The sequence below is a fragment of the Micromonospora sp. M51 genome, assembly GCF_018070305.1.
GTDB lineage: Bacteria > Actinomycetota > Actinomycetes > Mycobacteriales > Micromonosporaceae > Micromonospora > Micromonospora parva.
The window spans coordinates 1-12,145 of sequence record NZ_JAGPXZ010000103.1 but is presented as its reverse complement, the minus strand read 5'-3'; the positions used below and the strand labels follow the sequence as shown (position 1 = coordinate 12,145).

General features: G+C 71.3%; 12 protein-coding genes. 11 read left to right on the top strand and 1 reads right to left on the bottom strand.

The window, feature by feature from the left end:
• Positions 1-4: 4 nt before the first annotated feature.
• The gene (locus tag KBX53_RS08480; RefSeq protein ID WP_210858462.1) at positions 5-433 is read left to right on the top strand and encodes a DUF6069 family protein; all 429 of its coding nucleotides are present in this window, start codon (positions 5-7) and stop codon (positions 431-433) included.
• A 15-nt stretch (positions 434-448) separates the two neighbouring features.
• Here the strand turns inward: KBX53_RS08480 and KBX53_RS08475 are convergent, their stop codons facing one another.
• Positions 449-1,216 (bottom strand): FadR/GntR family transcriptional regulator, encoded by a 768-nt coding sequence (locus tag KBX53_RS08475; protein WP_210858460.1) that lies wholly within the window; start codon positions 1,214-1,216, stop codon positions 449-451.
• A gap of 179 nt (positions 1,217-1,395) precedes the next feature.
• On the opposite strand from KBX53_RS08475, the gene KBX53_RS08470 reads away from it, so the two are divergent.
• From KBX53_RS08470 to KBX53_RS08425, 10 genes are all read left to right on the top strand, one after another.
• The gene (locus tag KBX53_RS08470; RefSeq protein WP_051708363.1) at positions 1,396-2,634 is read left to right on the top strand and encodes a sugar ABC transporter substrate-binding protein; all 1,239 of its coding nucleotides are present in this window, start codon (positions 1,396-1,398) and stop codon (positions 2,632-2,634) included.
• 75 nt (positions 2,635-2,709) lie between these two features.
• Positions 2,710-3,660 (top strand): carbohydrate ABC transporter permease, encoded by a 951-nt coding sequence (locus tag KBX53_RS08465; RefSeq protein ID WP_209444522.1) that lies wholly within the window; start codon positions 2,710-2,712, stop codon positions 3,658-3,660.
• Positions 3,657-4,472, top strand: a complete 816-nt coding sequence (locus KBX53_RS08460; RefSeq protein WP_210858458.1) for a carbohydrate ABC transporter permease — start codon at positions 3,657-3,659, stop codon at positions 4,470-4,472. Before KBX53_RS08465 ends, KBX53_RS08460 begins: the two co-directional genes overlap by 4 nt.
• Positions 4,473-4,479: 7 nt before the next feature.
• Positions 4,480-5,628, top strand: coding sequence for a galactonate dehydratase (dgoD, locus tag KBX53_RS08455; protein ID WP_210858456.1), 1,149 nt, complete (start codon positions 4,480-4,482; stop codon positions 5,626-5,628).
• 32 nt (positions 5,629-5,660) lie between these two features.
• The gene (manD, locus tag KBX53_RS08450; RefSeq protein ID WP_030330497.1) at positions 5,661-6,890 is read left to right on the top strand and encodes a D-mannonate dehydratase ManD; all 1,230 of its coding nucleotides are present in this window, start codon (positions 5,661-5,663) and stop codon (positions 6,888-6,890) included.
• Positions 6,880-7,428, top strand: a complete 549-nt coding sequence (locus tag KBX53_RS08445) for a gluconokinase (RefSeq protein WP_210858455.1) — start codon at positions 6,880-6,882, stop codon at positions 7,426-7,428. The genes manD and KBX53_RS08445 overlap by 11 nt, the downstream gene beginning before the upstream one ends.
• A gap of 97 nt (positions 7,429-7,525) precedes the next feature.
• The gene (locus tag KBX53_RS08440; RefSeq protein ID WP_030330495.1) at positions 7,526-9,232 is read left to right on the top strand and encodes an ABC transporter ATP-binding protein; all 1,707 of its coding nucleotides are present in this window, start codon (positions 7,526-7,528) and stop codon (positions 9,230-9,232) included.
• A complete protein-coding gene (locus KBX53_RS08435) occupies positions 9,229-11,055 on the top strand; it encodes an ABC transporter ATP-binding protein (protein ID WP_210858453.1) in 1,827 nt (608 codons plus the stop codon). The genes KBX53_RS08440 and KBX53_RS08435 overlap by 4 nt, the downstream gene beginning before the upstream one ends.
• A gap of 173 nt (positions 11,056-11,228) precedes the next feature.
• Entirely contained in the window at positions 11,229-11,807 is a 579-nt protein-coding gene (locus tag KBX53_RS08430; protein ID WP_030330493.1) for a sigma-70 family RNA polymerase sigma factor, read from the top strand.
• Between the two features lie 17 nt (positions 11,808-11,824).
• A partial coding sequence (locus KBX53_RS08425; RefSeq protein WP_247675303.1) for a beta-eliminating lyase-related protein occupies positions 11,825-12,145 on the top strand: 321 nt, incomplete at its 3' end.

Genomic DNA, 12,145 nt, shown 5'->3' with positions numbered 1-12,145 from the left:
CCAGATCGCCGCCGGCCCGACACCGGGCCAGCCCCGCCGGGGTCACCGGCTGCGGAGGCTCGCCGGCACCGGCCTGGTCGCCACGCTCGCGGCGATGGTGGCCACCACCCTCGCCGCCGCGCTGGCCCGGACCGTCGGCGTCGATTTCGCGATCCCCGACGGCGGCGGCGAGACGATCCCGTTGTCCGGGTTCGCCGTGGTGACGGGCTTCTTCTCGGTGGTGGGCGTCGTCATCGCCGGCGCTCTCCTGTGGTGGTGTGCGCGCCCCGCCCACCGGTTCGTGTGGACGGCGGTGGCGCTGACCGCGCTCTCGCTGATCCCACCGTTCGTCTCGGGGGCGAACGCGGCCACCATCGCCGCGCTGCTGGGGCTGCACCTCGTCGCCGCGACGGTGATGATCCCGGTCCTGACGCGCAGCCTCCGTACCGACTGACGCACGCGCTGGTCGCTACCCGGTGCCGTGCTCGGGCCTGCCGGTCTGCTCCCACAGCGACTTCATCTCGTCGAAGGCCTGCTCCATCAGCTGCACCATCGCCTGCCGGGCGCGCTCACCGTCGCGACGCTGGATCGCCTGGGCGACATCGGCGTGCATCTGGAGGGCCTGCTCGTGCGGGTGGTGCGGCATGAGGTGGTGCTTGTGCCGGCCGGTGAGCACCTCCGCGACCAGCTCCTGGAGCCGGACGAACATCTCGTTGCCGGAGGCGAGCAGGACCCGCCGGTGAAACTCGATGTCGAGGTGCAGGAAGCGTTCCTCGTCGCCGGCCTCGCCGGCCGCCCACATCTTCGCCGCCAACCCGACCAGGTCGCTGGCCTCGTCACGGCCGATCCGGCTGGCGGCCAGGAAGGCCGCGTGCGGCTCGACCGCGGTGCGCAGTTCGGTGATCGACCGGAGCTGGGCCATCCGACCCGCCGAGGCGAGACGCCAGCGGATCACCTGCGGGTCGAAGACGTTCCACGCGCTCGCCGGCCGGATCAGCACGCCCACCCGTCGACGCGCCTCGATGAAGCCGATCGAGGCCAGCACCCGCAGCACCTCGCGGACGACCGAGCGGGACACGGCGTACCGCTCGACCAGCTCGTCGATGTTGAGGACCGACCCGGGGGGCAGTTCACCGCCGCAGATGGCGGTGCCGAGGTGGTCGAGGACGCGCGCGTGCAGCCCGGACTCGGCGGGGAGGGGCGAAGCGGCTGCAACCTCTGGTGAGGACGGTTCCACTCAAAGATCATATCATTTGCATCTACCTCTTGAGGTAATCAGCTTTTTCGGCCTAGCATCCCGATGTTAAGCGGATGTAACGCCGAGGTAGCGGCTCTCTCGGGGGCGGCCACGACAGAAAGAGAGACAGCGTGCGACGTCGACTGGTAATCGGCACATCTCTGGCCGTGGTCGCCGCCATGAGCCTGACCGCCTGCGGTGGCGACGGCGGCGGTGAAGACTCCAAGACCGTTCGCGTGACACTCGTCAACCATGTGTGGACGGAGAACATCAGAAAGGCCCTGCCGGAGTTCGAGAAGCAGTCCGGCCTCACCGTCGACGTCACCCAGCTCGGTGAGGACCAGCTCTCCGACCAGTACAACGTCAAGCTGAACGCCGGCTCCGACGACATCGACGTGATGATGTACCGGCCCCTGCAGGAGGGGAAGCTGTTCGCCAAGAACAAGTACCTCGCCGACCTGAGCGAGAGGGCCAAGTCCGACAGCGCCTTCGAGATCGGCGACTTCCAGGCTGGCCCGATGCAGGCGACGACCTATGAGGACAAGGTGGTCGGGCTGCCGATCATCACCGAGCAGGAGGTCCTCTACTACCGCAAGGACCTGCTGACGAAGTCCGGCTTCACCGCGCCACCGAAGACGCTCGACGAGCTCAAGGCGCAGGCCGCGAAGATCGAGGCGGACAACCCGGGCGTCGCCGGCTTCGTCGCGCGTACCGGCAAGGCCGCCGCCGTCACCCAGTTCTCCAGCTTCCTCTTCAGCTTCGGCGGCGACTTCGTGGACTCCAGCGGGAAGGCGACTGTCAACACCGAGCAGGCCAAGCAGGCGTACGCCTACTACGGCGGGCTGCTGCGCGACCACGGCCCGGAGAACATCAGCACCGACATGAGCTGGTCCGAGGCGATGGCGATCTTCACGCAGGGCAAGGCCGCCTTCTACACCGAGGCCAACTCGCTCTACAAGAACGCCACCGACCCGACCAAGTCCAAGGTCGTCGACACGGTCGGCTTCGCGGCCTTCCCGGCCGGCCCGGCCGGCTCGAAGCCGTACAACATCCCGTCCTGGGCACTCGGGGTGAACGACAGCTCGGAGAACAAGGACAACGCCTGGAAGTTCATCCAGTGGGCGGCCGGCAAGGAGCAGGCGCTGGCGCAGCAGACGGCCGGCGTACCCGGTGCCCGCACCTCGGTCTGGGCGAACCCGGCGGGTACCGCCTCCTACCCGAAGGACCTGGCCGAGGCGAACACGGTCAGCACCGCCAACGGTGTCGGCCACGACCGTCCGCTGGTCGTCAAGGTGGCCGAGGCGCGGGAGATCGTCGGCCAGCCGATCGTGGACGCGATCACCGGCAAGGACGCCGCCGCCTCGGCGGAGACGGCCAACGCGGCGTTCCAGAAGTTCCTCGACGACGAGGCGAAGTAGCCCGACCGCCGGGCGGCGGAGCCGACCGGCTCCGCCGCCCCGCCGGGACCTGACCCCCGAACCCGGAGACCCCTCATGTCAGCCGTCATCACCCCCCGCACCGACACGCCCGAGGCCCCTGCGGCGGTCCAGGAAGACTCCGCCTGGTCACGGTGGACGAACGAGCACCGCAAGTGGCTCTTCGCGGCACCCGCCATGCTCTTCGTCGCCGTGCTGATCATCTTTCCGGTGGCGTGGACCGGGTACCTGAGCCTGACCGACGCCGAGGGCTCGGTGCGCGCCGAGTCGGAGTTCATCGGAATCCAGAACTACCTCGACGTGCTCACCGACACCGACCGGTTCTGGCCGGCGGTCTGGCGTACCGTCCTGTTCACCGGCGTCGTGCTGTTCTTCGAGGTCATCCTCGGCATGGCGATCGCCCTGCTGCTGTGGCGACCCTTCCGCGGTGAGAAGTGGGTCCGCGTCGCGATCCTCCTGCCACTGGTGGCCACTCCGGTGGCGGTCGGCATGATGTGGCGGCTGATCTTCGATCCCAACATCGGGATGGCGAACCAACTGCTCGGCTGGATCGGGATCGGCCCGCAGCCCTGGCTGGCCGGGCAGCACTCGGCCCTGCCGACCACGATGTTCATCGACATCTGGCAGTGGACCCCGATGGTCGTGCTGATCCTGCTCGCCGGGCTCACCTCGCTCTCCGACGAGCCGCAGGAAGCGGCGCGGATCGACGGCGCCAGCAGCTGGCAGCGGTTCCGGCACGTCACCCTCCCGCTGTTGATGCCCACGGTGATCGTCGCCATCCTGCTGCGCGGCATCGACGCGCTCAAGACGTTCGACATCCTCTACGCCACCAAGGGTCGCGGCGGCGGGTCGTTCCACGAGGTCGAGACCCTCAACGTGTACGCCTACGGCCTCAGCTTCGACTACAACGACTACGGCGTCTCGTCGACAGTCCTCATCATCTTCTTCCTGATCATCATCGGGGTGATGTGGGCCCTCACCTATCGCAAGAAGGGGCTGGGCCGATGAAGCCGAGCAAGCCGTACCGCGTCTTCCGCACCTCGGCGCTGGTGGTCGTGGTCTTCGCGCTGATGGCGCCGCTGCTCTGGATGATCGCCGCGTCGTTCAAGACCAACGTGGACATCTACGACACCGCCAAGGCGTTCGTCTTCTCGCCCAGCCTGAAGAACTACGAGACAGTTCTCCAGCAGGCCAACTATCTCCAGTTCATCGGCAACAGTCTCTGGGTGGCGTTCGCGGCCACCGCGCTCTCGCTCCTGCTCGGCGTGCCCGCCGCGTACTCGATGAGCCGGTTCAGCATGAAGAAGTCCGCGCTCGTCGTGCTGATGGCCCGGGTGATCCCCGGCGTCTCGCTGCTGGTGCCCTGGTACTACGTCTTCTCGAACCTGAAGCTGGTCGGCGGGTTCAGCGTGCTGATCCTGAGCCACATGTTCGTGTCGCTCCCGCTGATCGTCTACATCATGATGGGCTACTTCGACGGCCTGCCGGCCGAGTTGGAAGAGGCGGCGCTGGTCGACGGGCTGACCCACATCGGCGCGTTCCGGCGGATCACCCTGCCGCTGTCGGTGCCGGGCGTCGCGACCGCCGGCATCCTCTCCTTCATCTTCTCCTGGAACAACTTCATGTTCGCCCTGGTGCTCTCCGGCTCCGACACGAAGACGCTCCCCGTCGCGATCTTCGACTTCGTCGGCTACGCCAGCATCGACTGGGGGGGCCTGATGGCCGCCGCGACGGTGGTCACCCTGCCGATCATGCTGATCGCCCTGTTCGTGCAGAAGTACGTCGTCTCCGGCCTGACCGCCGGTGCCACGAAGGGCTGACCGGCACATGACGAGGATCGCGAAGGTGGAGACCTTCCTGGTCGCGCCGCGCTGGCTGTTCGTCCGGATCGAGACGGAGTCCGGCATCGTCGGCTGGGGTGAGGCGACCTGCGAGGGCCGGTCCGAGACCGTACGCACGGCCGTCGACCAGCTCAGCGAACTGCTCACGGGTCGCGACGCGCTGCGTATCGAGGACCACTGGCAGGTGTTGACCAAGGGGTCCTTCTACCGGGGCGGCCCGATCCTGGCCAGCGCGGTGTCCGGTCTGGACCAGGCGCTCTGGGACATCGCCGGTAAGCACTACGGCGCCCCCGTGCACCAACTACTCGGCGGGCCGGTCCGGGACCGGATCCGGGTCTACGGCTGGATCGGCGGCGACGAGCCCGCCGAGATCCGAGACCAGATCAGCGCCCGGGTCGAGGCGGGCCTGACCGCGGTGAAGATGAACGCGTCCGGGCCGATGGGCGCGCTCGCCTCGGTCGCCGACCTCGACGCGGTGGTGCGGCGGGTGGCCGTCGCCCGTGAGGTTCTCGGCGACGACCGCGACGTCGCCGTCGACTTCCACGGCCGGTTCACTCTCGCCAACGTCCGGCGGGTCGCGCCGCTGCTGGAGCCGTACCGGCCGTTCTTCCTGGAAGAACCGGTGGTTCCGGAGAACTCGCACCTGATCGGTGAGGTCGTCCGCTGCACCAGCACCCCCATCTCCACCGGGGAGCGGCTCTACAGCCGGCAGGAGTTCCTGCCCGTGCTGCAGGCCGGCATCGCCGTGGCCCAACCGGACCTCGCGCACGCCGGCGGCATCACCGAGGTTCGCAAGATCGCCACGTTGGCCGAGGTGTACGACGTGCAGCTCGCCCCGCACTGTCCGCTCGGGCCGATCGCCCTCGCCGCCTGCCTGCAGGTCGGCTTCGCCACCCCCAACTTCCTCATCCAGGAACAGAGCATCGGCATCCACTACAACCAGGGCGCCGAGGTGCTCGACTACTGCCTCGACCAGACCCCGCTGACCTTCGTCGACGGGTACGTGCAGCGGTTGACAGCCCCCGGCCTCGGCATCGAGATCGACGAACACGCGGTGCGGACCGCTGACAAGCGCGGGCACGCCTGGCGCAGCCCCACCTGGCGGCACCCCGACGGCTCCTATGCGGAGTGGTGAGACCCCGACCGGCACTAACGGAAAGGCCCCCAGTGAAGATCGTCGCAGCAGACGTCATCGTGTCCAGCCCCGACCGGAACTTCGTCACCCTGAAGATCACCACCGACGAGGGGATCACCGGTCTGGGCGACGCCACGCTCAACGGCCGTGAACTCTCCGTCGCCTCGTACCTGCGCGACCACGTCGCCCCGCTGCTGATGGGGCGCGACGCGCACCGGATCGAGGACACCTGGCAGTTCCTGTACCGGTCGGCGTACTGGCGGCGAGGCCCGGTCACCATGGCGGCCATCGCCGCGGTGGACGTCGCACTCTGGGACGTCAAGGCCAAGGCTGCCGGCATGCCGCTGTACCAACTGCTGGGCGGCGCGTCCCGCACCGGCATCATGGCGTACGGGCACGCCTCGGGTCGCGACCTTCCCGAGCTGTTCGACTCGATCCGCCGCCACCTCGACGAGGGCTTCCGGTCGATCCGGGTGCAGACCTCGGTGCCGGGCATCAACGCGGTCTACGGCGTGGCCGCGCAGCCCAGCGCCACCGGCCAGCGCTACGACTACGAACCCGCCCAGCGCACCCCGCTGCCCGCCGAGGAGGACTGGGACACCCGCGCGTACCTGCGCCACCTGCCGTCGGTCTTCGAGGCGGTACGCAACGAGTTCGGCCCGGAGCTGCCGCTGCTGCACGACGGGCACCACCGGATGACGCCGATCCAGGCCGCCAAGCTCGGCAAGGCCCTCGAACCGTACGACCTGTTCTGGCTGGAGGACTGCACCCCGGCCGAGAACCAGGAGGCGCTGCGGTTGGTCCGCCAGCACACCACCACCCCGCTGGCCATCGGCGAGGTCTTCAACACCGTGTGGGACTACCAGACCCTGATCCGTGAGCAGTTGATCGACTACGTCCGGTCCGCCGTCACCCACACCGGTGGCATCACCGCCATGCGCAAGCTGCTCGACTTCGCCGCCCAGTACCAGATCAAGTCCGGCATCCATGGCCCCACCGACATCTCCCCGGTGGGTATGGCGGCGGCGCTGCACCTGGACCTGGCCATCCACAACTTCGGGATCCAGGAGTACATGAAGCACACCCCGCTGGCCAACGAGGTGTTCCGGCAGTCGTTCACCTTCACCGACGGCTACCTGCACCCGGGCGACCAACCGGGGCTCGGGGTGGAGCTCGACGAGGAGGCGGCGGCCCGGTTCCCGTACGAGCCGGCGTACCTGCCGTTCAACCGGCTCAAGGACGGCACGGTCCATGACTGGTGAGCGGCGCGGCGCCCGGTCCACCCGGCACGTCGTGGTGATGGGCGTCTCCGGGGCCGGCAAGACCACCGTGGCACGCGGGATCAGCGCGGCGACCGGGTTGACGTTCGCCGAGGCGGACGAGTTCCACTCCCCGGAGAACGTGGCGCGGATGCGGTCCGGCGTACCGCTGGACGATGCCACCCGGGCGCCCTGGCTGCGGGACATCGCCGCGTGGATCGCCGACCGTGGCGCGGAGGGCCGTTCGACGGTGCTCGCCTGCTCGGCGTTGAAGCGGTCGTACCGCGACGTGCTCCGTCGGGGCCCGCTCCCTGTGGACTTCGTGCACCTGGACGGGCCGGCGGAGGTCATCCGGGCGCGACTGGCAAAGCGCGAGGGGCACTACATGCCGGCCAGTCTGCTGGAGTCGCAGCTGGCCACGTTGGAACCGGCCGGGCCGGACGAGTCGGTGCTCGTCCTCGATCTCTCGTCGGCCCCGGAGGTCCTGGTCGCGGCGGCCGTCAAGGGTCTCGGCCTGCCCTGTTCGGTGTCGGGTGGGTGAGCACCGGGCCCGCACCTTCGACCCCACCACTGGAGTGTTAGGTTAGCCTTCCCTAATCATCAGTGGAGTCCGCCGCCGTGCCCTCATCGATTCGCATATGACAGTCGCCGAGACCACCGGCGGTGCCGTGCTGCGTCGCGCGCTGCGTCGACAGCGCGCCCGGGTGGCCGCCGGCATCGCGCTGCTCTGCACCCACCAGGCCACCGAAGCTCTCGTCCCGGTGGCCGTCGGCGTGGTCATCGACCGCGCGGTGGCCACCGGGGACGTCCGCGCCCTGCTGCTCTCGCTGGCCGGGCTGGCCGCCCTGTTCACGGTGCTCGCCTTCGCCTACCGGGCCGGCGCGCGACTGGCGTTCGCCGCCGTGGAACACGAGGCGCACACCACCCGGGTCGAGATCGTCCGCAGCGCCCTCGACCCGCGGGGACGCCGCTCGGGCCTGCGCGACGGCGAACTGCTGTCCGTGACGGCCTCCGACGCCGAGCTCTCCGCGCTCGTCGTGCGCGTCGCCGGACTCACCGCCGCCGCGCTCACCGCCATCGTGGTCGCCGCCGTCGCCCTGCTCGTCGTCGACATTCCCCTCGGGCTCGGGGTGCTCATCGGCGTACCCCTGCTTGTCGTCGCCCTGCAGCGGATGGCGCCGCTGCTCACCCGGCGCAGCACGTCGCAGCAGGAGGCGCTCGCCGCCACCACCGCCCTCGCCGTCGACCTCGTCACCGGCCTGCGCGTGCTGCGCGGCATCGGCGCACAGGACCACGCCGCCCGTCGGTACGCGGGGGCCAGCCGCCACGCGCTCGACGTCACCCTGCGCGCCGCCACCACCAAGGGCCTGCACCTCGGGCTCACCACCACCGTCAACGGCCTCTTCCTCGCGACGGTCGCCGGATTCGCCGGTTGGCTCGCGTTGCAGGGCCGACTCACCATCGGCGAGCTGGTGGCGGTGGTCGGGCTGGCCCAGTTCATCGCCGAGCCGGTCCAGACGCTCGGGTACTGCGTCCAGCTGTTCGCCATGGCCCGCGCCTCCGCGGGGCGGGTCGCCCGGGTCCTCGGTGCCGCGCCGGTCGTCCAGCCGGGTGACGCCGGGCCGCCCGCCCCGGGCCCGTCACGGCTCGCCCTCGACGGGGTCAGCTACGCGGGCCTCGACGACGTCAACCTGCGCGTCGGGGCCGGTGAGATCCTGGGCCTTCTCGCCTACGACCCGAGCGACGCCGAGGCGCTGGTCGCGTTGCTGGCCGGCCGGGTGCCCCGCGCGGAGCACCGGGGGACGCTCCGCGTCGACGGCGTACCCGCCGACGAGCTGCACATCGATGCCGCGCGCGCCACGATCCTCGTCGAGCAGCACGACGTGGCGCTGTTCGAGGGGACGCTGCGCAACAATCTGTGCGCCGGGACCTCCGTCGACGACGAGGTCCTGCGTGCCGCCGTCCGCGCCGCCGCCGCCGAGGACGTGCTCGCCGCGCACCCGCACGGACTGGACCGCCTGCTCACCGAACGCGGCGCGAACCTCTCCGGCGGGCAGCGGCAGCGGATCGGGCTGGCCCGGGCGCTCGTCGCCGACCCGCCGGTGCTGGTGCTGCACAACCCCACCACGGCGGTCGACTCGGTGACCGAAGGGCTGCTCGCCGCGCGATTGGCCACGGCTCGGGGGACGGGAACCCGGGGCACGGTGCTGATCACCACCAGTCCGGCGCTGTTGCGGATCACCGACCGGGTCGCGGTGATCGACCGGGGACGGGTCGTCGCCGAGGGCCCGCACGAGCTGTTGCTCGCCAGCGACGCCCGCTACCGCGAGGAGACCCTGCGATGACGGCCGAGCCGATCAGCCGGCACCTGCTGCCGACGGCCACCGGCCGGGAGACCTGGGCCGCCCTGCGCACCGAGCTGGCCCTCCTGCCGGGGCTCAGCGCCGTCGCCGGCACGTTGCTGGTCGCCGCGGCCGCGACCGGGCTGGTCGCTCCCTGGGTGCTCGGCCGCCTCGTCGACGACGTCATCGCCGGCACCGACACACCGACGGTGCTGGGCTGGGCCGGTGTGATCGCGGGCGCCGCCGTGCTCGCGGGGCTCCTCACCGCGGCCGGCGCCGCGGTCGCCGCGCGCCTCGGCGAGACCGTGCTGGCCCGACTCCGGGAACGGGTCCTCGACCGCGCCCTGCACCTGCCGTCGGCCACCCTGGAGCGGGCCGGCACCGGGGACCTGGTGGCCCGCGCCGGCGACGACGTGGCAGTGGTGACGAACGTGATCGCCACCAGCGGCCCCGCCTTCCTCGGCGCGCTGCTGTCCGTGGTGCTGACCGCGGCCGGGCTCTTCGCCCTCGACTGGCGGCTCGGCATCGCCGGATTGGTCGCGGCCCCGGCGTACGCGCTGGCGCTGCGCTGGTACCTCCGGCGATCCGTGCCGTACTACGCCCGGGAGCGGGTGGCGACGGGCGAGCGGGCGCAGGCGACCGCCGAGGCGCTGCGGGGCGCGGCGACAGTGCGCGCCTACCGGATGGAGGACGCCCACGTCGCCCGGATCGCGGATCGCTCCGGCGTCGCCCGCGACCTGTCCCTGGAGATCTTCGGCCTCTACACCCGCTTCGGGTTGCGCATCAACCGCTCGGAGTTCGTGGGGCTCGCCGCCGTGCTGCTCGCCGGCTTCCTGCTGGTCCGCGGCGACCTGGCCACCGTCGGTGCCGCCACCACCGCCGCGCTCTACTTCCACCGCCTCTTCAACCCCATCGGCCTGCTGCTGTTCGAGTCGGACTCGGTGTTGCAGGCCGGGGCCAGCCTGGCCCGACTCGTCGGGGTCACCACCCTGCCGGACACCGCGACCCCCGCCGGCGTCGAGCCCACCCGCCACGACCGGGGCGTACCGGCGGCACTGGAGGTGACAGTCGCGCAGCACCGCTACGACGACGGGCCGGTGGTCCTGCGGGACATCGCCCTGCGTCTCGCACCCGGGGAGCGCGTCGCCCTGGTCGGCGCGAGCGGCGCGGGCAAGAGCACCCTCGCCGGCATCATCGCCGGCATCATCGCGCCCACCCACGGTGCGGTCACCCTGCGCGGCGTGCCGCTGGCCCAGCTCGACGAGCACCGCCTCCGTCGCGAGATCGCCCTGATCAGCCAGGAGGTGCACGTCTTCGCCGGGCCGCTCGCCGACGACCTGCGCCTGGCCGCCCCGGACGCCACCGACGCCGAGATCACCACCGCCCTCGACCGGGTCGGCGCCACCGAGTGGGTGCGGGGACTGCCGGACGGCCTCAACACCCCGGTGGGGGAGGGCGGTCGGCAGCTCACCTCGGCCCAGGCCCAGCTGCTCGCGCTGGCCCGCCTCGTCCTCGCCGATCCGGCGGTGGCGGTCCTCGACGAGGCCACCGCCGAGGCGGGCAGCGCGGGCGCCCGGGACCTCGACCGCGCCGCGGTGGCCGCCACCGAGGGCCGTACGACGCTGGTCGTCGCCCACCGTCTCAGCCAGGCGGCCACCGCGGACCGCATCGTCGTCCTGGACCACGGGCGCGTCGCCGAGCACGGGACGCACGCCGAGCTGCTCAGCGCCGGGGGCGGATACAGCCAGCTGTGGCGGTCGTGGCGCATGCCCGACCTCGCGGTGCCGAGAGAACGCGAGAGCGCGGACCAACCCGTCCCGCGCTGAGCGGCCCGCCGGCGCTCGTCGCGTCGGACATCCGCCAGATCAGTCGAAGGTGGGACGCCCGGGAACTTTTCCGGCTCCGGCGGCGACCACCAGAGTGCGCGGCCGATCGGCGGCGTTCCGACGACGGCATCTCGGCATGAAGGAGCGCCCGGTGGCACACAGGACGGTGGTCGGTGCGCAACGGTGTCGTTGACGACGACCAGGTGACCCGGTGGGCGCGGCAGGCGGGTCAGGGTGACGGGCAGGCCGCCACGGCGTTCATCCGGGCACTGCAGGACCAGGTCTGGCGGTTCCTGTCGCACCTGGCCGGGCCGGGGGAGGCCGACGACCTGACCCAGGAGACGTTCCTGCGAGCTTTTCGCAACCTGCCCGGCTTCGCCGGCCGCTCGTCGGCCCGCACCTGGGTGTTCACCATCGCCCGGCGCGTCGCCGTGGATCACGTCCGGACGGCGGTGGCCCGCCCGAGGACGGCGTCGGTGCCGGACTGGCAGGCGGCGGCCGAGGCCGCCGGTGCGATCACCACCGACGCCGACGAGGAAGTGACGCTGCACCAGCTGATCGCCGGCCTGACCCGGGAGCGGCGTGAGGCGTTCGTCGCCACCCAGGTGCTCGGCCTGTCCTACGCCGAGGCGGCGCACGTCTGCCAGTGCCCGGTCGGCACGATCCGCTCCCGGGTCGCCCGGGCGCGCGAGGATCTCGCCGCCGCCTGGCGCGCCGACACCGACCCGGGCCACGAGCGACGAACCGGCTGAGGGTGGATACTGCCGCAATGACTGTGCGGCGTTCCCTGTTCCTGCACTCGGAGCTGCGCCGTCGGCCGCACGACCTCCTGCGGTCGATGCTGGCCCAGGTCGACCCGGCCACGCCGCCGAACGGACCGGACGGGCCGGTGGCCGCCCTCGAACGGCGGTTGGCCTCCCTGCTCGGCACCGACGAAGCGCTGTTCTTCCCCACCGGGACGATGGCCCAGCAGGTGGCCCTGCGCATCCACGCCGACCGGCGCGGCAGGCGGGCCTTCGCCGCCCACCCGCAGTGTCACCTGGAGGTCTGGGAACAGCAGGGGTACGCCGTCGTGCACGGGCTGCGCTTC

Coding starts and splice junctions, on each gene's coding strand:
- dgoD (WP_210858456.1), top strand. CDS start 4,480: ATGACGAGGATCGCGAAGGTGGAGACCTTCCTGGTCGCGCCGCGCTGG.
- KBX53_RS08435 (WP_210858453.1), top strand. CDS start 9,229: ATGACGGCCGAGCCGATCAGCCGGCACCTGCTGCCGACGGCCACCGGC.
- KBX53_RS08465 (WP_209444522.1), top strand. CDS start 2,710: ATGTCAGCCGTCATCACCCCCCGCACCGACACGCCCGAGGCCCCTGCG.
- KBX53_RS08445 (WP_210858455.1), top strand. CDS start 6,880: ATGACTGGTGAGCGGCGCGGCGCCCGGTCCACCCGGCACGTCGTGGTG.
- KBX53_RS08460 (WP_210858458.1), top strand. CDS start 3,657: ATGAAGCCGAGCAAGCCGTACCGCGTCTTCCGCACCTCGGCGCTGGTG.
- KBX53_RS08470 (WP_051708363.1), top strand. CDS start 1,396: ATGAGCCTGACCGCCTGCGGTGGCGACGGCGGCGGTGAAGACTCCAAG.
- KBX53_RS08440 (WP_030330495.1), top strand. CDS start 7,526: ATGACAGTCGCCGAGACCACCGGCGGTGCCGTGCTGCGTCGCGCGCTG.